This window comes from Salinicola corii (assembly GCF_008298015.1).
Classification (GTDB): Bacteria; Pseudomonadota; Gammaproteobacteria; order Pseudomonadales; family Halomonadaceae; genus Salinicola; species Salinicola corii.
The window spans coordinates 42,888-62,831 of sequence record NZ_VTPX01000007.1 but is presented as its reverse complement, the minus strand read 5'-3'; the positions used below and the strand labels follow the sequence as shown (position 1 = coordinate 62,831).

Here is a 19,944-nt window from a genome sequence, read left to right as displayed (position 1 = left end):
GGGTCGTGCTCATGACTCGTTCCTCAGTCGCGTCCGGTGCGTTGGCGTGTCCACTGCTGCAGCCCGTTGATGATCAGCAGCATGACGAAGGCAACCACCAGCGAGGCGAGGGCGATGACGGTGGCCCCCGGATAGTTGTATTGCTCCAGCTTGGTCACGATCAGCAGCGGCACGATTTCCGACTTCATCGGCATGTTGCCGGCGATGAAGATGACCGAGCCGTACTCGCCCAAGCCGCGGGCGAACGCCAGCGAAAATCCGGTGAGCAACGCTGGCACCAGCGGCGGCAGCAGCACACGACGAAACGTTTGCCAGCGAGAGGCGCCGAGACTGGTCGAGGCCTCTTCCTGCTGGCGATCAAGATCCTGCAGCACCGGTTCCACGGTTCTGACCACGAAGGGCAGGCCGATGAAGATCAGCGCAATGGTGATTCCCAGCGGCGTGAAGGCCACGCGGATGCCGAGCTCGGCGAAGAACTGGCCCAACCAGCCATTGGGCGAGTAGAGGGTGGTCAGCACGATACCGGCGACGGCCGTCGGCAGCGCGAACGGCAAATCGATCAGCGAATCCCATGCACGCTTCAGCGGTAGCGGGTATCGGACCAGCACCCAGGCGACGATCAGCCCGAGGAAGAGGTTGAGAAAGGCCGCGGCGAACGCGGTGGAGAAGCTGACCCGGAACGCCGCGAGGACGCGGCGATCCGCCAGCGTGTGCCAGAGTTCGCCGAGACTGAGCTCGGCGGACTTGGTAACCAGAGCCAGCAGCGGGATTAGCACCAGCAGCGAGACGGTGAAGACGGTGACGCCCAGACTCAGTCCGAAGCCGGGGAGCAGTGATCGGCGTTGGCTCATTGCGATCGTGATGTCCTGTCGTCGAAAGGGAATCTTCAGGGTTGATAGATCTGGTCGAACACGCCGCCATCGTCGAAGTAGGTTTCCTGCGCGTTGCGCCAACCACCGAAGACTTCATTGACAGTGTGCAGTTCCAGATCGGGGAAGCGTGCCAAATCTTCTTTCGCGGCGGATTCAGGATTGACCGGGCGGTAGTAATTGGCCGCTGCAAGGGCCTGTGCTTCGGGCGAGTAGAGATGTTCGAGATAGGCGTGGGTGGCTTTCTCGGCGGCCTCGCCCTTGTTCTTGACGTTGCCCTCGACCACGGCGACCGGCGGCTCGGCGAGGATGCTGACCGACGGCACGACGATATCGAACTGATCCTTGCCGAGTTCCTGAGTGGCTAAAAACGCCTCGTTCTCCCACGCCAGTAGCACATCGCCCAGGCCGCGCTGTACGAAGGTGTTGGTGGCGCCGCGAGCACCGGAGTCGAGCACCGGTACATGGCGGTAGAGATTGCCCACATATTCCTCGGCGGCGACCTTGGCGGCCTTCACCTCATCGGCATACTGCGGGTCGTCCAGCTTGCCGAGATCGCCCAGCTCGCGCTTGAGGACGTAGATCCAGGCGGCGAGGAAATTCCAGCGCGCGCCACCCGATGTCTTCGGGTTAGGGGTGATCACCTCGACGCCATCGCGGGTGAGATCGTCCCAATCCTGGATGCCCTTGGGGTTGCCCTTGCGAACCAGAAAGACGATCGTCGACGTATAGGGTGCACTGTTGTGTGGAAACGCGCTCTGCCAGTCCTCGGGTATCTTGCCGGTGCGATCGGCAATCGCGTCGATATCGTAACCCAGCGCCAGCGTCGCCACATCCGCTGGCAGGCCGTCGATGATGGAACGCGCCTGACTGCCAGAGCCTCCATGGCTCTGTTCGATGGTAACGTCGTCACCGGTCTGTTCCTTGTACCACTTGCTGAACAAAGGGTTATAGGCTTGATAAAGCTCACGCGTCGGATCGTAGGAGGCATTGAGTAGCCCGATGTCTTCCGCCTGTGCGAATGCCGTGGCGCCCAGTGCGGAAAGCCCCAATGCGCTGGCCAATGCCCAAGAAGTCAATTTTCTCACTGTTTTCGGTCCCCTGGAGTCGATCGGTAGGAGTTTCTGTCCGATGACTCTAAGTGAGCTGCTATCTATTGAAAAAGTAATAAAAAATGAATTGGTTATCGCATTTTTAACTTAGCGGGTCAGCGCGCACCGAGCGCCTGCTGCACGGTCGTTTCGTCCAGCGCGGCGCTGCAGAGGTGGAGGAATTCGTAGGCGAAGGCGTGCAGGAAATGCCCTCGCCTGAGGGCGAGATAGGTGGTATTGCGGGGGAACAACGACTCTCCCGACAGCAGTTCCAATCCACGGTCGCGATCGGGGTGGTAAGCCAATGACGCGATGATTCCGATCCCCAGGCCGAGCTCGACGTAGGTCTTGATCACGTCGGCATCCAGCGCGGTCAGAACGACATTGGGTACCAGCGAGGCCTTCTCGAAGGCCTGATCGATTCTGACGCGGCCGGTGAAGCCTTCGTGGTAGGTCACGACGGGATAGTCGGCCACGTCCTCCAGGGTCAGGGGCGAGGCTCTGGTCAGCGGATGGTCGTCAGGCACGATGACGCTGTGATGCCAGTGATGGAACGGGAAGCGCACGAACGACGCGCCATCCTCGTTGACGGCCTCGGTGGCGATGCCGACATCCACCGTCCCGGCTTTCAACAGGGAGACGATCTCCCCGGGGCTGCACTGGTGGAGCTCGAGATGGACTTTTGGAAACCTCTCCTTGAATCGGGCGATGATCGGCGGCAGGGAATAGCGCGCCTGGGTGTGCGTCGTGGCTATTGCCAGCCGGCCCTGGTCTTGGTTCGCCAGCTGGTGGGCCGAGCGCTTGAGGTTTTCGGCATCGAGAAGGATGCGTTCGATCGTCTCGAGCAGCGTGCCGCCTGCGGTCGTCAATCCGAGTATCCGCTTTCCGCGGCGTTCGAACAGCTCGACGCCGAGCTCGTCCTCGAGGTCGCGAATATGCTTGCTGGCACCGGATTGCGAGGTGAAGAGCGCGTTCGATGCCTCGGTCAGGTTGAAGCGTTGGCGCACGGTCTCGCGGACGATGCGTAGTTGCTGGAAGTTCATGGGCAGGGCCGGTGGTGGTCGTTATCGTGGAATATAAATCAGGTTTTTTATTCTCTTTAATACATATTGCTCATATCCATATCGACCAGCCGGCACTGCTGTTGCCGCTTGGTGTGTAGTGGGTGTCGTCTGGGGTCAATCATCGGCCAGCGGGACCGTCACAGTAGAAGTGTTTCATTCGATAACAAGTCAAGGGAGATAACCCATGGATCATTCCAGCCTGAAACGTCACCTCATCACCGCCGCGCTGCCGCTGGCTCTGCTGACGGCGGGATCGGCGCAGGCCGATCTCGACACCGTGCGTTTCGGTGTGCCGCCGTGGCCGGGCGTGACGGTGAAGTCCGAGGTCGCTTCGCAGATTCTCGAGGCCATGGGTTATCAGACCCAGCAGAGCGAGCTGGCAGTCGGCGTCATTCTCAATGGCCTGGCCAACGACGATCTGGACGTCTACCTGGGCGGCTGGTACCCGATCGAGCAGGAGATGATCGATCCGCTGGTGGCCGACGACAAGGTCGACAAGGTGGCCAAGAACATCAGCAACGCCAATTCCGGCCTGGTCGTGCCCGAGTACGTCCACGAAGCGGGCGTCAACAGCGTTGCCGATCTCGATCGCTACAAGGATCGCTTCGACGGCGAGATCCAGGGCATCGAGGCGGGCACCGGCATCAACGATGCGATCCTGGCGGCGATCGACGAGGATTCGGCGGGGCTTGGCGACTGGCAGCTACGGGAAAGTTCGACCTCGGCGATGCTGGCCTACGCCGACCAGAAGATCAGCGACAAGCAGTGGGTGACGTTCGTGGGCTGGGAGCCGCACTGGATGAACGTCAGCTACGATCTCTATTACCTCGAGGACTCCGACGATAGCGGCGTGGCCCAGATCGAGAGTACCGTCTGGAGCGTGGTGCCGGCGGGGCTGGAGGCGGAGGACGCCAACCTCTACCGGTTCCTGTCGCAGTATCAGGTCGCCATCGCCGACCAGAACGACTGGGTCTACCAGTACAGTCACGAAGAGCGCCCCGCCGACGAGGTGGCCAGCGAATGGATTCGCAACCACTACGATACCGTGGGCGAGTGGCTGGATGGCGTGAAGACCAAGGAGGGCGAGCCCGCCATCGACGCCGTCAAGGCGCAGCTGGACGGCTGAACCCAGGGGGACGATTCAGGCCCCGTCGTCGAGCCGTCCCTCGATCGCCTGGCAGAAATCCTGCCAGGCGATCTGCATTAGCGGTAGTTCCGCGTGACCATGCAGCGCCGAATGCACCATGTCGGGCGCGCAGCGATAGCCCACCGAGGCGCCGGCCTGGCGCCAGCTCCCGATGGTCCGCTCCAACGGCAGGGTCAGCGGATCTCGCTCCACCGCGAGGGCTTCGATGGTCATGGCCGGCGGACGCTCGGTGTCGATGGCCGGCACGTCAGGTGCCGCCGCTTGCCATAGCGAGAGCACGTCCGCTCGTGACAGCAACGGGGCATCCGCGCCCAGCGTATCCAGGGTAGGTGTTCCCACCACCGGATAGATCAGGCCGAGGACGCCTTGCCATTCACCGGTATGGGCGACATCGATCGCCAGCCGGCCGCCGGCGCTATCGCCGATGACGGCGACGGGCGCGGTCGTCTCGACCACGGCCTGGCAATCGGCCAGCGCCTCGGCGTAGCTCGCTTCCGGCAGCAACCGATAGTCGACGCTGATGACCTCGCGCCGCAGGCGCTCGGCCAGATCGGCGGTGATACCGTGGTGGCTGTCGACCGAACCCAGGTTCCAGCCGCCCCCGTGCAGATAGACGACAACGCCGGTCCGGCAGTGAGCGGGCTGGAATCGGCGGACTTTCACGTCGGCGATACGTTCGTTGCGAACCTGCATCCCGGCGGGATCGACAGCGCGGCGTCGCGCATGCAGGGCTTCATACGCACGGCGTTTCGCCGTCACCGGCGCCTCGGCGGCGGCATCGGCGAGGCTGAACTGGTGGATGAAGTCGTCGATTCGCATCGGGTATCCTCTGTCGGTGGCTGCGCCTACCACGGTAATCGGCCGAATGGCACCATGCCAGCACGCTCGCCGGCGCACGAGTTGCGACGAGGCGATCGAGACGAACCCATACCAGCAAGCCCTTGTTATACTGGGCGCCTACTTCTTCGAACACGAGCTCTCGTTCATGCCGTCAGGTTGGCCGCGCACGTTCCTTCGCTATCTGGTGATCGCCATCGCGGCCTTCGTGGGGTTGTCGGTGCTGTTCGCGCTGGTCTTTCGCTTCGTGCCGGTGTTCGGCTCGATGGTGATGGTGGAGCGCAAGGTGAGTTCCTGGTTCCATGGAGACAACCTGACCATCGAACAGCAGTGGGAGCCGTGGTCCCGGCTATCGGACAACGCCAAGGTGGCGGTGATGGCGGGGGAGGACCAGCGCTTCCCCGAACACTGGGGTTTCGACGTGGCCCAGATCAAGCGCTCGCTCGCCAGCTGGTCGGACGGCGGCGACCTGCGCGGCGCCAGCACGCTGAGCCAGCAGACCGCCCGCAACCTGTTCCTGTGGACGGGGCGCAGCTGGATCCGCAAGGGGCTGGAAGCCTGGTTCACGCTGCTGCTCGAGGCGCTATGGCCCAAGCAGCGCATCCTCGAGGTCTATCTCAATATCGCCGAGTGGGATACCGGCGTGTTCGGGCTGGAGGCGGCGGCGCAGCACTATTTCGGCACTTCCGCCGCCAATCTCAGCGTGTCCCAGGCCAGCCGACTCGCCGCGATACTGCCCAACCCCCGCGGCTGGAGCGCTTCCCAACCCTCGGCGCACGTCCAGCAGCGGGCGGCATGGATCCAGCGTCAGATGCGTCAGCTCGGCGGCACCGCCTTCCTGCAGCGCCTCGACTGATCCCCCCGGCCTGCTCACTCGTCCGTCCAATCGGCCAGCACCGCGTCGCGTTTTTCCAGCAGATGGCGCTCCATCAACGCTCCCAACGCAGGCCCGTCACGCGCTTCCAGCGCGCGCAGCATGTCGCGATGTTCCTCCACCGCCTTGCGCCACTTGGCTTCCGAGCGATTGGAGGAGAGCCGCAGCGGGTGGAGGCGCCGGTTGAGCGACAGGTACGTCTGGCGCAGGGCGTCGTTGCGGGCAGCGCGGTTGATCAGGTCGTGAATCCGCTGGTTGGCATGGTAGTAGGCGGGCAGGTCATGGCGCTGCCAGTGGCCCAGCATCGCTTCATGGGCTTCACGCACGGCCGCCAGCTCTTCCACGGTGATCCTGAGGGATGCCAGCTCGCCGGAGAAACGCTCCAGCGCGCTCATCAGCTCGAAGGTGTCGCGAATCTCCTGGCGGGTCATGCGGGTCACGAAAGTGCCGTAGTTAGGCGAGATCGTCACCAGCTTCTCGGCGGCCAGCACGCGCAGCGCCTCGCGTAGGGGCGTGCGCGACACCGCCAGCCGCTCGGCCAGTTCGCGTTCGTTGATACGTTCGCCGGGTTCCAGGCCGCCTTCGGTGATCAGGTCGTGTAGCCGCTCCACGATCTTGTCGTGCAGCGCGGCGCGCTCGATGCGCAGTGGTCGTGCGTCGAGGCCGAGCGCCGTATCGTCGGATGTCTGCATGCATTGAACCCTGTTGGTTTCCCTTCTTTCTATCGCAAGCGTTCGATCGTGGCTACTGCGCATCGGCGGTCGACCGACCGATCTTCGACCCCGCCAACGGCCTCCGCGTTCCGCCGCCGAGCTATCGGTCGGGCCCTGCGACTTATGTCGTGGTTTGTCGGAGGGCGATTATTCGGCATATTGCGTAATGAATGCAAAAAACCATATGAGTGCCACAAAACGATGTGAGGCGTGCCGTTGGCTTCACTTCTGGTTTACCTCTGGAGATGCCGCCATGCTCGAGCTCGACCAACACCCTTCCGGCCGCCATTTTCTGCAGATCCCGGGGCCGTCGCCCGTGCCGGATCGCATCCTGCGGGCCATGAGTCTGCCGACCATCGATCATCGAGGCCCGGAGTTCGGTGAGCTGGGTCTGAAAGTGCTGGGAGGCATCCAGAAGATCTTCCAGACCCGGCACCCGGTGATCATCTACCCGGCCTCGGGTACTGGCGCCTGGGAAGCGGCGCTCTCCAATACGCTCAGTCCCGGCGACGCGGTGCTGATGTTCGAGACCGGGCATTTCGCCACGCTGTGGAAGCAGATGGCGCTGCGTCTCGGGATCCAGCCGGAGTTCCTCTCCTTGCCAGCGTCCCAGAGCTGGCGTCATGGCGTGCAGCCGAAGCTGATCGAGGAGCGCCTGCGGCAAGACCACGAGCATCGAATCAAGGCGGTGTGCGTGGTGCACAACGAGACCTCCACCGGGGTCACCAGCGATATCGCCGCCGTGCGCCGCGCCATCGACGCCGCCGATCACCCGGCGCTGCTGCTGGTCGACACCATCTCGGGGCTGGCGAGCGCCGACTACCGTCACGACGAGTGGGGCGTCGACGTCAGCGTTTCCGGATCGCAGAAAGGGTTGATGCTGCCCCCCGGAATCAGTTTCAACGCGCTGTCGCCCAAGGCGATCGAAGCCAGCCAGCGCTCGACCATGCCCCGGGGGTTCTGGGCCTGGGACGAGATTCTCGCCGCCAACGCCAATGGCTACTGGCCCTACACGCCGAGCACCAATCTGCTCTACGGTCTCAACGAGGCGCTGGAAATGCTGCTGGAGGAGGGGCTGGAGCAGGTCTTCGCTCGCCACGAGCGCTGGGGGGAAGGCGTGCGGCGCGCCGTCAACGCCTGGGGACTGGAGATCCAGTGCCAGGAGCCGGCGCTCTATTCGCCGGTGTTGACCGGGGTGGTGACGCCGGAGGGCATCGATGCCGACGAGGTCCGGCGCACCATCTACGACCGGTTCGACCTGTCGCTGGGGACCGGGCTCGGCAAGGCCAAGGGGCGAATGTTCCGCATCGGCCACCTCGGCGACTGCAACGACCTCACCCTGATCGCCACCCTTGGCGGTTGCGAGGCCGGGCTCAAGCTCTGCGGGGTCGAGCTGTTCGGCAGCGGCGTGCAGGCCGCGCTGGACTTCTTCGCCGAGAACCCGGCGCCCGGCACGCCGGCGGCCCGCAAGCTGGCGACTCGCGAATCGGCGGGTCACTCACAGGCCGGTGCCGTTCGCGCCTGACAGGAGATCGCCATGAGCGTGATGCCGAAAAGTCCGGTCGCAAGACGGCCCCGACAAGCCGCCATGAGCGAATTCGAGCGTCGGCTGCGGGGTGAAATGAAAGGCGAAGTGGCGTTCGACGCCGGATCGCGCGGGCGCTACGCCACCGACGCCTCGATCTATCAGATCATGCCGCTGGGCGTCGTGGTGCCGAGGGACCAGCAGGATCTCTCCCTGGCGCTGGATATCGCCCGCGAGTTCGGCGCACCGGTGCTGCCGCGAGGCGGCGGCACCAGCCAGTGCGGGCAGACCGTCAACGAGGCGCTGGTGATCGACACCAGCCGCTGGCTGACCGGCATCGGCGACCTCGACCTCGAGGCCCGCACCGTCACGGTCGAGCCCGGCGTGGTGCTCGACCATCTCAACGCCTGGCTCAAGCCCCATGGGCTGTGGTTTCCGGTGGACGTCTCCACCTCGGCGCAGTGCACGCTCGGCGGCATGGCGGGCAACAACTCCTGCGGTTCGCGCTCGATCCGCTACGGCAACATGGTTCACAACGTGCTGGGGCTCGAGGCGGCGCTGGCGGATGGCCGCGAGGCGGTGTTCGGCCGCTTCGACGAGATCGCGCCCGGCTCGGCGTTGGCGGGGCTGGCCGGTTCGGTGTCGGCCATTATCCAGCGCGAGGCGGCGGCGATCCGCGAGCACTATCCGCAGGTGCTGCGGCGGGTCGGCGGCTACAACCTGGACCTGTTCGACTGCCGCAATCCGATTCCCTACGACGCCGAAGGCCGGGCCAATTTCGCCCACCTGCTGATCGGCTCGGAGGGGACGCTGGCGTTCACGCGAAAGCTGACCCTGAAGCTGTCGCCGCTGCCGGTACACAAGGTGCTCGGCGTGGTCAACTTCCCGACCTTCTACCAGGCGATGGACATGACCCAGCACATCGTCGAGCTGGGCCCTGCCGCGGTGGAGCTGGTCGATCGCACCATGATCGAACTGGCGCTGGAGAATCCGGCGTTTCGGCCCACGGTGGAGAAGTCGCTGATCGGGCGTCCGGATGCGCTGCTGCTGGTGGAGTTCGCCGGCGAGGATCTCGATTCGCAGTTGCGCCAGTTGAAGGCGCTCGAGACGCTGATGGGCGATCTGGGGCTGCCGGGCAGCGTGGTCGGGTTGACCGCCGGCGCGGAGCAATCGGCGCTATGGAACGTGCGCAAGGCCGGGCTCAACATCATGATGAGCATGAAGGGCGACGGCAAGCCCGTGTCGTTCATCGAGGATTGCGCGGTGCCGCTGGAGCACCTGGCCGAATACACCGAACGGTTGACCGAAGTCTTCCATCGCCACGGCACCGAGGGCACCTGGTACGCCCATGCCAGCGTCGGTACGCTGCACGTGCGGCCGATTCTCGACATGCGTCGCGGCGGTGCCGCCAAGATGCGCGCGATTGCCGAGGAGGCCTCCGAACTGGTCCGCCGCTACAAGGGGGCCTACTCGGGAGAACACGGCGACGGCATCTGCCGTGGCGAATGGGTGGCGTGGCAGTTCGGCGCCGGGCTCAACGCCGCCTTCGGCGAGATCAAGCGGCTGTTCGATCCGGACAACCGCTTCAACCCCAACAAGATCGTCGACACGCCGAAGATGGATGACGCGCGACTGTTTCGCTTTCCCGCCGATCACCAGGTCATTACGGTGGCCACCGAGCTCGACTGGTCGGCCTGGGACGTGACCCGCGATCCGCTGAGCGGTGCCCTGGGCGAGCCCGGTAGCGGCGGCGATCCGGCCCACGGCCTCGCCAAGGCGGTGGAGATGTGCAACAACAATGGCCACTGCCGCAAGTTCGACGCTGGCACCATGTGCCCCAGTTACCGGATCAGCCGCGACGAGCGACATCTGACCCGGGGGCGCGCCAATACCCTGCGGCTGGTGCTGTCGGGCCAGGTCGGCGACCGGGGCCTTGCCAGCGATGAAGTCGCCGACGCGCTGGATCTGTGCGTCTCCTGCAAGGGCTGCAAGCGCGACTGCCCGACCGGTGTCGACATGGCCAAGTTCAAGATCGAGGCGCGAGCGGCGCGGGTCAGGGCACAGGGTCTGAGTTGGCGTGACAAGCTGGTCTCCGAGCTGCCGCGCTACGCCCCCTGGATGCGCCATGTGGGCAAGATCGCCGCGCGCTTCGAAGGGATTTCCTGGCTGGGCGGGCGCGGCAAGCGCTGGCTGGGCTTCGCCGAGGCGCGCTCGCTCCCGGTTTTCAGTGGAGATTATCTGAGGACGGCTAGCGCTGAGCCTCATCACCCGGCAGCAAACCCAACGGGTGAGGTGCTGCTGTTCGTCGATACCTTCAACAACTACTTCGAGGGCGACAACGCCGCCGCGGCGCGGCGCGTGCTGGAAGCCGCGGGCTACCGTGTCCATTTCAACGTCCATGAGGGCGAGCGGCCACTCTGTTGCGGACGAACCTACCTGGCGGCAGGGCGCGTGGATCGGGCCAAGGAAGAAGCACGCCGCACCCTCGAGACCCTGATGCCCTACGTCGAACGCGGCGTCAAGATCGTCGGGCTCGAGCCCTCGTGCCTGCTGACGTTGCGCGACGAGTTTCTGCACTATGGTTTTGGTGATGAGGGGACGCGGCTGGCGGAGGCCGCCATGCTGTTCGAGGAGTTCCTGGTCGCGGAGAAGCAGGCGGGGCGGCTGAACCTGGCACTCGAGCCGCTGGCGGTCGGTCGAGCCAAGGTCCACGGTCACTGCCACCAGAAAGCCTTCGAGGCCTTCACGCCGGTGATGACGGTGCTGAACTGGATTCCCGGGCTCGAGGTCGAGGCGATCGTCTCTTCGTGTTGCGGCATGGCGGGCAGCTTCGGTTACGAGGCGGAGCATATCGAAGCCTCGCAACAGATGGCGGAGCTTTCGCTACTGCCGGCGGTTCGTGAAGCGGGCGAGGGCGCCTGGATCGTGGCCGACGGCACCAGCTGCCGCCATCAGATTCTCGACGGCGCCGGACGCGAGGCGCTGCACGTGGCAAGAGTGCTGGAGGCGTCTTTACCCGGCAATCCGCATTAGACATTGGTCGTATCTTTCGTATGACTGAAAGGGCCAATCGTCCCTGGTGATCTGGCAATGCCAAGGCGCTCGTCGACCATGCGGCGGGCGCCTTTTGCACTCCCGAGTCATGCAACCCGCTGTCCGGGAATGGAATTTCGACCGTGTGCTGACTAACCTTTGGATCGTGAACGCCTGAATGGGCGTCATCGCGACGGATGGCCATTGGTGCCATCGCGCCGACATCGCTCGCCAAAACAACCACAGATCAAAAGCGAACGCGCTCATGGATGATCTTCAATTCTGGGATTTTGCGGTCATCGCGGCCTATTTCCTGATCGTCACCTTCATCGGCTACAAGATGGCCCGGGGCAAGACCACGCCGGAGGAGCTGTTCCTGGCGGGGAGAAGCCTGGGCCCGCTGGCGATCGGCTTCTCGCTGTTCGCCTCCAATATCTCCTCGGACACGCTGATCGGCCTGCCCGGGGCCGCCTACCAGCACGGCATCTCCGCCGCCAACTACGAGTGGATGGCCGGCGTGGTGCTGATGTTCACCGCCATCTTCGTGCTGCCGGTACTGATGCGGGCCCGTATCACCACCATGCCGGAACTGATGGAGCGCCGCTTCGACTCCCGGCTGCGCAAGTATCTCTCGGTGATCACGCTGTTCCTGTCGATCATCCTCGATACCGCCGGCACGCTCTATGCCGGTGGCCTGATCGTCACCACCTTCATCCCCGGCACCAACCTGTGGGAGGTGTGCGCGCTGCTGGCGCTGTTCACCAGCATCTACACCGCCTTCGGCGGGCTGCGCGCGGTGGTCTACACCGACGTGATGCAGGCCTGCGTGCTGATCGGCGGGTCGGCGGCGATGACCTGGATCATCTTCGGCCACTTCGACTACAGCTGGTCGACGGTCAAGGAGGCGGTCAGCCCGGAGAAGCTGTCGCTGATTCGGCCGCTGGACGACCCCAGTGTGCCGTGGCTGGGCCTGATCACCGGGGTCCCGATCGTCGGCTTCTACTACTGGTCGATGAACCAGTACGTGGTTCAGCGTCTGCTGGGCGCGCGGGACATCCAGGCGGCGGGGCGGGCCTCGATCTTCGCCGCGGCGCTGAAGCTGTTGCCGATCTTCATCATGACCATTCCCGGGGCGATGGTGATACCGCTGCTGCCGGGGCTCGAGCATCCCGATCAGGTCTATCCGAAAATGGTGCAGGAGTTCACTCCGACCGGGCTTACCGGGTTGATCCTGGCCGGCCTGATCGCGGCGCTGATGTCGACGCTCTCCTCGACGCTCAACTCCTCGGCGACGCTGCTGACGCTGGATTTCATCAAACCGGCCAGACCCAATCTCAGCGATGCCCAGCTGGCCAAATGGGGGCGAATCTGTACCTTCATCCTGGCCGCCATCGCCGCACTCTGGGGGCCGATGATCCAGTACTTCTCGGGGCTGTGGTCGTATCTGCAGCAAGTGTTCGCCTTCGTCGCCTCGCCGCTGGTGGCGACCTTCCTGATGGGACTGTGGGTCAAGTCGCTGGGCTCGTCGGCGGCGTTGCGGGGGCTAGCCAGCGGCCATGCGCTCAGCGCGGTGCTGTTCGTGCTGGTGGAAACCGGCGTGCTGCCGATCCACTTCACCATCATCGGCGGCATCCTGTTCGCGGCCACGGCGCTTTTCACCTGGCTCTGGAAGGTGCAACTCGGCGCCGGCGACCGACCCGATGGCGAAGATGCACGGATCGCGGTCATCGCCAAAGAGGGATTGGAGCGGGTACCTCGTGATGTCATGATCGGCATCGTCATCGTCTCGGTGCTCACCGCCATCATCGTCTATCTGCTGCGCTGAGGGCGCCGCCGGGGCCGTTTCCCTTTCCAGGGTCGCTCGGTATGCCAACGCCGGGGCGGCTTTTGATTTCAAGGCTGCTATTCACAAGGACCTGTCATGGACACCCTTCGTCTCGCGATCGTGGGCTACGGCAAGATCGCTCGCGATCAGCATCATCCGGCCATTGCCAATGATCCCCGCCATCGACTGACGGCCGTTGCCAGTCGCAACGCCTCCGTACCCGAAGTGGCAAATTTCGAGAGCCTCGAGGCGCTGCTGGAGCAGGGCCCCGAGATCGACGCGGTCTCGCTGTGCACGCCGGCCGGGGTTCGTACCCAGCAGGCGCGGCTGGCCATGGCTCATGGCAAGCACGTGATGCTGGAGAAGCCGCCCGGCGCCACGCTGGCCGAGATCGAAACCCTGCGCGAAGACGCCGAACGCCATGGCGTCACGCTGTTCGCCTCCTGGCACTCCCGTCACGCCCACGGGGTGGCGGGTGCGAAGCGCTGGCTGGCGGAACGTCAGGTTCGCCGTGTCGATATCGAATGGAAGGAGGACGTGCGGGTCTGGCACCCGGGGCAGGCCTGGATCTGGCAGCCGGGCGGCATGGGCGTGTTCGACCCCGGCATCAACGCGCTGTCGATCGCCACCGCGATCCTGCCGCGCCCGTTTCACCTGGTCGATGCCCAGTTGCAGGTGCCCGGCAACTGCCAGACGCCGATCGCCGCCTCGCTGGATTTCGTCGACGGCGAAAACGTGCCGATCCACGCCGAGTTCGATTTCCGCCAGCAGGGCACCCCGCCGATCTGGGAGATCCATGTCGAGACCGATGCCGGGCGGATGACACTGGAAGCGGGCGGCAGACGGCTGCTGATCGACGGCAAGCTGCAGCAAGAAGGCCCAGACGCGGAGTACGCCGGACTCTATGCGCGTTTCGCCGAACTGATCGCCGAGGGCCGTTCCGACGTCGACGTCAGTCCATTCCGGCATGTCGCCGACTCGCTGATGTTGGGATACCGCCATACGGTGGAGGATTTCATCGAGTGATCGCGAATCGCGAGGCGAAGTGGACGAGGCCGCGTTATAAAAGTGAAAGGGCGTCCAATGGCGTCTCCTTGACCTCCTGTCACTTGTTGCTTGGCCTGGCCACTTCGTCATACATTTCTCGCCAGATTACCAACTGACCACGGCGCCGTCGGTCCGTGGCTCGGTGCCACCCGTCAGTACACCAGTCTCGAGATCACGAAGAATGATCTGCCCGCGCCCGAAAGTCAGACCGTCGGTGCGCTTGATCACTTGGTGGCCGCGGCGTTCCAGCGCTTGAACGAGGTGGTTGGGAAAATGCGGCTCGACCTCGATCTTGCGCTGCGAGACCCATTTCCAACGCGGTGCATCCAGTGCCGCCTGGGGGTTGAGGTGATCATCGAGCAGGCTCGTGATTACCTGCATATGTCCTTGGGGTTGCATGAAACCGCCCATCACGCCGAACGGCCCGATCGCTTGGTCACCCCGCGTGATGAACCCAGGAATGATGGTGTGATAAGGGCGCTTACCTGGAACCAGGGCGTTGACGTGGTTCGGATCAAGAGAGAATGACCAGCCGCGATTTTGCAGGCTGATACCGGTACCCGGCACGACCACACCGGAACCGAAACCTTTGTAGTTGCTCTGGATGAACGACACCATATTGCCTTCGCTGTCGGCCGTGGCGAGATAAACGGTTCCACCGCGAGGCAGTTCGCCAGGAGCAGGCAGCAGCGCGCGCTCTCCAATCAATGCTCGACGGCTGTCGGCGTAGCTGGTACTCAACAGCGCTTCGACATCCACATGCATGTGTGTTTGTTCGCTGATGTAATGGAAACCGTCGATGTAGGCGAGTTTCAAGGCTTCGATACGGCGATGTAGGGTTTCCACCTCGGCACGATCAGGATCGAATCCCGCGAGAATGTTGAGCCCCATCAGTGCAATCATGCCGGAACCGTTGGGTGGAATTTCCCAGATATCGTGGTCGCGATAGCGCACGCCAACCGGCTCGACCCACTCTGGTCGATAGCCGGCGAGATCCTCGCGCGTCAAGAAGCCGCCGTGTGCTGCCGCATGATCCGCCATACGGCCTGCCAATCCACCCTGATAGAACGCCTCGGCGTGGCTATCCGCAATCTTCCGTAGCGTCTCGGCATGATCAGGTGCTTGCCAGATCTCTCCGATTTGCGGAGCCCGACCGCGTGGGGCAAAGGTGGCATGCCAGGATTCGAACACGGCAGCCTCATCGACGCTGTAGATCTCGAAGGCTTCCGCCCACATTTGATGCAGAGTCGGTGTGATGGCATAGCCCTGTTCGGCAATCTCGATGGCGGGGCGGAACAATTCGGCAAAGGGCAGTTTGCCGAAGCGCTTGGAGAGCGCTGCCCATCCGGCCGGGGTGCCAGGCACCGTAACGGGTACCCAGCCATAGGCCGGCATGCTCTCGTGGCCGAGCGCTTGGACCGCCTCCAGCGTCAAGCTTCGCGGTGCAGGCCCGCTGGCATTGAGGCCGTAAAGCTTGCCATCGATCCAGACAATCGCGAAAGCATCGCTGCCGATACCGTTGGAAGTGGGCTCGACCACCGTCAAGGCGGCGGCGGTGGCAATGGCGGCATCTATCGCGTTGCCGCCTTGCTTGAGGATGTCCAGGCCAGCCTGGGACGCCAGTGATTGAGAAGTGGCCACCATTCCACGACGCCCCAGCGTGACGTTGCGTTGTGAAGGGAAAGGATAATAAAGCGGATCTTGTGTCATTGGAGCGTCCGTCAGCAGCGTCAGTCTTGATAGGGTGTCGGAAAATCTAATGATCGAACTGGGCATTCGAAGTGGTCGCTATCGGGCGTTGCCGATCACGAAGGCGGTGTCCGGGACGCTTTCGACGCGCGGGCGATGCGCTGGTTCTGGATCAGAGAGAACACCACGGAAGCCAGTGCCAGAGCCAAAAATGCCGCCGACAGTGGTCGGGTGAAGAACGTGGTCCAGCTGGGGTCGAGTTCCAGCGCTCGGAAGAACTGGTTCTCCAGGTTCTTGCCCAGTACCACGCCCAGAATCATCGGTGTCAGAGGCACACCGGCTTTCCAAAGCAGATAGCCGACGATGCCGAACAGGAACAGTACCCAGACATCGAACAGATTGTTGTTGAGGGCGAACGAGCCCACCGCACACAGCACCAGAACCACCGGGACCAAGATCTGCTGGGGGACACGCGATATTTGCGCAAACCAGCGAATCAGCAGCAGTTGCACGAGCACCATGGCGAACGCGGCCACCATCAGGCTGACATAGATTCCGCCTATCAGTACCGGGTTCTGTTCGAACATCAACGGTCCCGGCGTGATGCCATGCAGAATCAATACGCCCATCATGATGGCCATGGGGAGATCGCCGGGAATTCCGAGAGCCAGCGTGGGAATGAAGGCGCCACCCAGAACTGCATTGTTGGATGACTCCGAAGCGACGATACCGTCCGTAATGCCGGTGCCGAAGCGCTGGGGATGACGAGAGAACTTGCGTGCTTGATCGTAGCTCAGGAAGTTGGCGACGCTGCCCCCGGTGCCTGGCAGGGCGCCGACCAGACCGCCAATGATGGAGGAGCGCAGAGTGTTGATCTTCTGTCCGGCAATATCCTTGAGGATGCGTCGGTAGGGGATGGATACCGAGCCTTGGGCTGGCGCCTGCTTCGATGGGGTGTCCGTCGATCGGCCGCGACTCGAGAGCTGCTCAAGGTTGTTCATCAACTGCGAAAAGGCGAACGCGCCTATCATCACCGGCAGGATCTCGAAACCGGATTCCAGCGCGGGGAGGCCGAAATCAAAGCGTAGATTGCTGTTACGGTCGTACCCGAAGGTGGTGATCAGCAGGCCGATCGCTGCCGCCATTAAGCCCTTGAGCATGGCGCCGCTGGACATACTGGCGACTAGGGTCAATGCGAAGACGATCAGGCCGGTAATTTCCCACGGGCGAAAGTTCATGCTGAACTGCGCAATGAGCGGGCCCAGGAAGATCAACATCAATACGCTGATCAAGGTACCGAAGAACGATGACAGCATACCGATGCCGAGCGCGCGCCCCGGCTCTCCCTGCTGAGCCATGGGGTAGCCATCGTACACGGTGGTGATCGAGGAAGGCGTCCCCGGAATACCCAGCATGACACCCGATATGATGCCACCGGAGTAGCCACCGACGAACACGCCGATCATCAGTGCAATGCCGTCTACCGGGTCCATGGAGAAGGTGAACGGAAACACCACCAGAATGGCCATGGTGACCGTGAAACCCGGGATACTCCCGCCAATGATGCCGAAGATGACCCCCAGCGTGATCATGGCCAGGGTATAGAGATTGGAGACTTCGGCTAGGCCCTGTAGAAAAAATTCACTCATGAGAGAACTCCCGGGTCAAGGCAGCCAGACGTTGAGGCCGTATTCGAAAATGACGAAGATCAGCGGCGCCAAGATGCCGGCCGTCACCAGGTTGATCAGCCATTTTCTCGGCGTATCGACGCCCAGCAGCAGTGCCTGGGCGATGATCAGGAATGCAAGCGTGGCGATCAGATAGCCGAGCAGGGGAAGAGACCACGTGTAGAGCCCGAAGAGCACGAAAAGACTCGGAACCTGATAATGGAAGCGCGGTCTGGCCGTATATTCTTCAGGGGTAGGCTCGATGGTCTGCGCCTCTGTCAGGGCACTGTCTTCTCGTGTCTCCTGAAGGGGCGTGGCTCGCCGGGAAGCCAACAGTGACTGAATCCACAGCAACGTGGCCAGTATCCCGATGACCCCCAGCAGTAGGCGGGGAAAGATCGCTGAATCGAACATCTGCCAGCTGGTCTTGTCGGGAATATTGCCCGATTCGACGGCGAGGATGGCGACCATCCCTAGGACGACGGTCGCGAGAATACGATCTCGGATCGTGGACATGACATTACCTACAGGGCAAGGGTGATCCCTGGATCACCCGTGGAGACGAAGCCCGATGTTGGTACCCATACATCGGCACACTAGCGAGCGACCGGCTCAGCGTGAAAAATCAATGTTTCCCGCGACACGCTCTAGTGCAGTCGAGTTCTCTTCCAGGTAAGCGGCGTAAGCTTCAGGCCCCATGTAACTGACCACCGAACCAAACTCTTTCTCGATGCGGTTGGCGACTTCCTTTTCCTGCAAGGCTTGTTCGTATGCGCTGGCGATCACCTCGATGTTTTCCTTGGGCGTCTCCTTAGGAGCAAAAACGCCGCGCGCCGTTGTGTTGACCAGGTCGATATTCTGTTCGCGAAGCGTGGCGACTTCCGGCAGGGCGGCCAGGCGTTCTTCACCGGCAACACCCAGCGGACGGAAGGCGCCATCTTCATAGAACGATGCGCCGGAAGGCATGTTGAGCAGCGTGAAGTCGATTTCGTTGGCCAGTAGCGCCGATACCTGGGAGCCAGTGTCCGGGTAGCTGATCATGCGCACGTCCTGCATTGGAATGCCGGCGGCTTCGAAGAACTGCACCCAGAAGAAGTGGTCCGTCGAGCTGGGAATCATGCCGACTCTGACTTCACCGGGGTTGGCCTCGACATAGGCAGCGATATCGGCAGCGGTCTGTACCTCGTGATCGCTGTTGGTCGAAGGGATATTTATGGTTTGCGTCAGCAGTGCCATGGGTTCGAAGGCGTCGTAGGAGTAGTCCGCCATGCCGGCGAGGTAGGATAGCTGAATCGATTGGTGGCTACCCAGCAGCGTGTAGCCATCCGGTTTGGCATTCTTGACTTCACGAGAGCCAAGGGTGGCACCGGCACCTGCCATGTTGACGGGCACGATCGATTGGCCGAGGGACTGCTCGGCCTGGCGTGAAACCAGGCGAAAGATCACGTCGGTAGCGCCGCCAGGGCCGAAGGGGATGATCAGGCGCACATCCTGATCGGGGAAGTCATCGGCGGCGGCCGCCGGCATCAGAGAGAAAGGCGATAGCAGCAAGGTGGCGCCCAGCGCCAAAGCCGAGATTGAACGCTTCATCAGTCGTAACCCTTTTGTGAGTTGTCATTGGGAATCGAGTGCGATTGCGACGAGCCAGGGGGTAGCCGGATCATTGCAAAGAGAGCTTGTTACAAAGGATCGCAGGTTTGTCGTTTTTTTTGTAAAAAATCGATTTTCTGTATTCGAACCTAAATTGACCCATATCCGTTGTCAAGAGCGATGTGCTAACCGTAATCCCAAGGAGGACTGCCATGCCTCGACCGACGCCCGGCTTTCAAATCGAGGCTGCGTCTGAAGATAAACGTGACGATGCGCCCGATATCCGCGTTGATCCACTCGACAGCCCGTTGGCCGCCGGTAGCCTGTTCGAATCGCTGCGACGCGATCTGATCGATGGTCATTTCGTGGCGGGGGAAAAACTTGTCATCAGCGTTCTGAAGGATCGCTACCGTGTGGGCCTGAGCCCGCTTCGAGAAGCGTTGAACCGGTTGGCGGCCTACGGCTTGTTGGAGCAGACACACCAGCGTGGGTTTCGCGTACCGGCCCTCATGCAGGACGATCTCGAAGAGATTGCCAAGATGCGCCTGGAACTGGAATGTATGGCTTTGAGACGGGCCATGGAGCGGGGCGATACCGAGTGGGAATCTCGGCTGTTGGCGGCCGTGCATCGACTCCGGCGGGCCGAAGCGAATCAGCTACCGCTGCATGAGTGGGAAGTGCTGCACCGAGCCTTTCATCGTACGCTGATCAGCCCGTGTGGATCGCGATGGCTGTTGCGTTTTATCGACCAATTGCATGATCAGTTCGATCGTTACCGGCGCCAGGCGCCTACCAATGCGAAGATCCGCAGCAGGCGCGACGATCAGCATTATCAACTCGCGGCGCTGAGCATCGAACGCGACCAGTCGGCGGCGATCACGTTGATGGAAGACCACATTCGATTTTCCTTCGAAGTCGCGCTGGCAGCGGTCAATCCGGCAGTAACGCCGGATTGACCGGACCCAAGGTCCGC

16 protein-coding genes are annotated in these 19,944 nt (G+C 62.7%); 7 read left to right on the top strand and 9 right to left on the bottom strand.

Going from position 1 to position 19,944, the window contains the following annotated elements; genetic code table 11:
• Positions 1-23: 23 nt before the first annotated feature.
• The 3 genes from cysT to F0A16_RS13065 form a co-directional block, all read right to left on the bottom strand.
• Positions 24-851 (bottom strand): sulfate ABC transporter permease subunit CysT, encoded by an 828-nt coding sequence (gene cysT / locus F0A16_RS13075; protein ID WP_149435850.1) that lies wholly within the window; start codon positions 849-851, stop codon positions 24-26.
• Between the two features lie 35 nt (positions 852-886).
• Entirely contained in the window at positions 887-1,957 is a 1,071-nt protein-coding gene (locus F0A16_RS13070; RefSeq protein WP_338100609.1) for a sulfate ABC transporter substrate-binding protein, read from the bottom strand.
• Between the two features lie 119 nt (positions 1,958-2,076).
• Positions 2,077-3,003, bottom strand: coding sequence for a CysB family HTH-type transcriptional regulator (locus F0A16_RS13065; protein WP_149435848.1), 927 nt, complete (start codon positions 3,001-3,003; stop codon positions 2,077-2,079).
• A gap of 205 nt (positions 3,004-3,208) precedes the next feature.
• On the opposite strand from F0A16_RS13065, the gene F0A16_RS13060 reads away from it, so the two are divergent.
• A complete protein-coding gene (locus F0A16_RS13060; RefSeq protein WP_149435847.1) occupies positions 3,209-4,150 on the top strand; it encodes an ABC transporter substrate-binding protein in 942 nt (313 codons plus the stop codon).
• Positions 4,151-4,165: 15 nt separating this feature from the next.
• Here the strand turns inward: F0A16_RS13060 and F0A16_RS13055 are convergent, their stop codons facing one another.
• Positions 4,166-4,990, bottom strand: a complete 825-nt coding sequence (locus F0A16_RS13055; RefSeq protein ID WP_149435846.1) for an alpha/beta hydrolase fold domain-containing protein — start codon at positions 4,988-4,990, stop codon at positions 4,166-4,168.
• Between the two features lie 166 nt (positions 4,991-5,156).
• Here F0A16_RS13055 and mtgA point away from each other — a divergent pair, with 166 nt between their 5' ends.
• Positions 5,157-5,864: a monofunctional biosynthetic peptidoglycan transglycosylase gene (gene mtgA, locus F0A16_RS13050; protein WP_149435845.1), complete on the top strand. Its 708-nt coding sequence runs from the start codon at positions 5,157-5,159 to the stop codon at positions 5,862-5,864.
• Between the two features lie 14 nt (positions 5,865-5,878).
• Here mtgA and F0A16_RS13045 read toward each other — a convergent pair whose 3' ends face one another.
• Entirely contained in the window at positions 5,879-6,574 is a 696-nt protein-coding gene (locus F0A16_RS13045) for a GntR family transcriptional regulator (protein ID WP_149435844.1), read from the bottom strand.
• Between the two features lie 274 nt (positions 6,575-6,848).
• Between F0A16_RS13045 and F0A16_RS13040 the strand changes: the two genes are divergently transcribed.
• The 4 genes from F0A16_RS13040 to F0A16_RS13025 all read left to right on the top strand — a co-directional run bounded on the left by F0A16_RS13040 (position 6,849) and on the right by F0A16_RS13025 (position 14,004).
• Complete coding sequence (locus F0A16_RS13040) at positions 6,849-8,120, top strand: pyridoxal-phosphate-dependent aminotransferase family protein (protein WP_149435843.1); 1,272 nt, start codon at positions 6,849-6,851, stop codon at positions 8,118-8,120.
• Positions 8,121-8,132: 12 nt separating this feature from the next.
• Positions 8,133-11,153 (top strand): FAD-binding and (Fe-S)-binding domain-containing protein, encoded by a 3,021-nt coding sequence (locus F0A16_RS13035; protein ID WP_149435842.1) that lies wholly within the window; start codon positions 8,133-8,135, stop codon positions 11,151-11,153.
• Positions 11,154-11,418: 265 nt separating this feature from the next.
• Positions 11,419-12,978 (top strand): sodium:solute symporter family transporter, encoded by a 1,560-nt coding sequence (locus F0A16_RS13030; RefSeq protein ID WP_149435841.1) that lies wholly within the window; start codon positions 11,419-11,421, stop codon positions 12,976-12,978.
• A gap of 96 nt (positions 12,979-13,074) precedes the next feature.
• Positions 13,075-14,004 (top strand): Gfo/Idh/MocA family protein, encoded by a 930-nt coding sequence (locus tag F0A16_RS13025; RefSeq protein WP_149435840.1) that lies wholly within the window; start codon positions 13,075-13,077, stop codon positions 14,002-14,004.
• A gap of 126 nt (positions 14,005-14,130) precedes the next feature.
• Here the strand turns inward: F0A16_RS13025 and F0A16_RS13020 are convergent, their stop codons facing one another.
• From F0A16_RS13020 to F0A16_RS13005, 4 genes are all read right to left on the bottom strand, one after another.
• A complete protein-coding gene (locus tag F0A16_RS13020; RefSeq protein ID WP_149435839.1) occupies positions 14,131-15,735 on the bottom strand; it encodes a gamma-glutamyltransferase family protein in 1,605 nt (534 codons plus the stop codon).
• Between the two features lie 95 nt (positions 15,736-15,830).
• Positions 15,831-17,363 carry a tripartite tricarboxylate transporter permease gene (locus F0A16_RS13015; RefSeq protein WP_149435838.1) on the bottom strand — a complete coding sequence of 511 codons (1,533 nt, stop codon included), beginning with the start codon at positions 17,361-17,363 and terminating at the stop codon, positions 15,831-15,833.
• A gap of 15 nt (positions 17,364-17,378) precedes the next feature.
• Complete coding sequence (locus F0A16_RS13010) at positions 17,379-17,897, bottom strand: tripartite tricarboxylate transporter TctB family protein (protein WP_149435837.1); 519 nt, start codon at positions 17,895-17,897, stop codon at positions 17,379-17,381.
• A 96-nt stretch (positions 17,898-17,993) separates the two neighbouring features.
• Positions 17,994-18,971 (bottom strand): Bug family tripartite tricarboxylate transporter substrate binding protein, encoded by a 978-nt coding sequence (locus F0A16_RS13005; protein ID WP_149435836.1) that lies wholly within the window; start codon positions 18,969-18,971, stop codon positions 17,994-17,996.
• A gap of 212 nt (positions 18,972-19,183) precedes the next feature.
• Here F0A16_RS13005 and F0A16_RS13000 point away from each other — a divergent pair, with 212 nt between their 5' ends.
• Positions 19,184-19,927, top strand: a complete 744-nt coding sequence (locus tag F0A16_RS13000) for a GntR family transcriptional regulator (RefSeq protein WP_149435835.1) — start codon at positions 19,184-19,186, stop codon at positions 19,925-19,927.
• The last annotated feature ends 17 nt before the right edge of the window (positions 19,928-19,944 follow it).

Coding starts and splice junctions, on each gene's coding strand:
- F0A16_RS13035 (WP_149435842.1), top strand. CDS start 8,133: ATGAGCGTGATGCCGAAAAGTCCGGTCGCAAGACGGCCCCGACAAGCC.
- F0A16_RS13025 (WP_149435840.1), top strand. CDS start 13,075: ATGGACACCCTTCGTCTCGCGATCGTGGGCTACGGCAAGATCGCTCGC.
- F0A16_RS13055 (WP_149435846.1), bottom strand. CDS start 4,990: ATGCGAATCGACGACTTCATCCACCAGTTCAGCCTCGCCGATGCCGCC.
- F0A16_RS13045 (WP_149435844.1), bottom strand. CDS start 6,574: ATGCAGACATCCGACGATACGGCGCTCGGCCTCGACGCACGACCACTG.
- F0A16_RS13030 (WP_149435841.1), top strand. CDS start 11,419: ATGGATGATCTTCAATTCTGGGATTTTGCGGTCATCGCGGCCTATTTC.
- cysT (WP_149435850.1), bottom strand. CDS start 851: ATGAGCCAACGCCGATCACTGCTCCCCGGCTTCGGACTGAGTCTGGGC.
- F0A16_RS13065 (WP_149435848.1), bottom strand. CDS start 3,003: ATGAACTTCCAGCAACTACGCATCGTCCGCGAGACCGTGCGCCAACGC.
- F0A16_RS13020 (WP_149435839.1), bottom strand. CDS start 15,735: ATGACACAAGATCCGCTTTATTATCCTTTCCCTTCACAACGCAACGTC.
- F0A16_RS13010 (WP_149435837.1), bottom strand. CDS start 17,897: ATGTCCACGATCCGAGATCGTATTCTCGCGACCGTCGTCCTAGGGATG.
- F0A16_RS13060 (WP_149435847.1), top strand. CDS start 3,209: ATGGATCATTCCAGCCTGAAACGTCACCTCATCACCGCCGCGCTGCCG.
- F0A16_RS13000 (WP_149435835.1), top strand. CDS start 19,184: ATGCCTCGACCGACGCCCGGCTTTCAAATCGAGGCTGCGTCTGAAGAT.
- mtgA (WP_149435845.1), top strand. CDS start 5,157: ATGCCGTCAGGTTGGCCGCGCACGTTCCTTCGCTATCTGGTGATCGCC.
- F0A16_RS13040 (WP_149435843.1), top strand. CDS start 6,849: ATGCTCGAGCTCGACCAACACCCTTCCGGCCGCCATTTTCTGCAGATC.
- F0A16_RS13005 (WP_149435836.1), bottom strand. CDS start 18,971: ATGAAGCGTTCAATCTCGGCTTTGGCGCTGGGCGCCACCTTGCTGCTA.
- F0A16_RS13015 (WP_149435838.1), bottom strand. CDS start 17,363: ATGAGTGAATTTTTTCTACAGGGCCTAGCCGAAGTCTCCAATCTCTAT.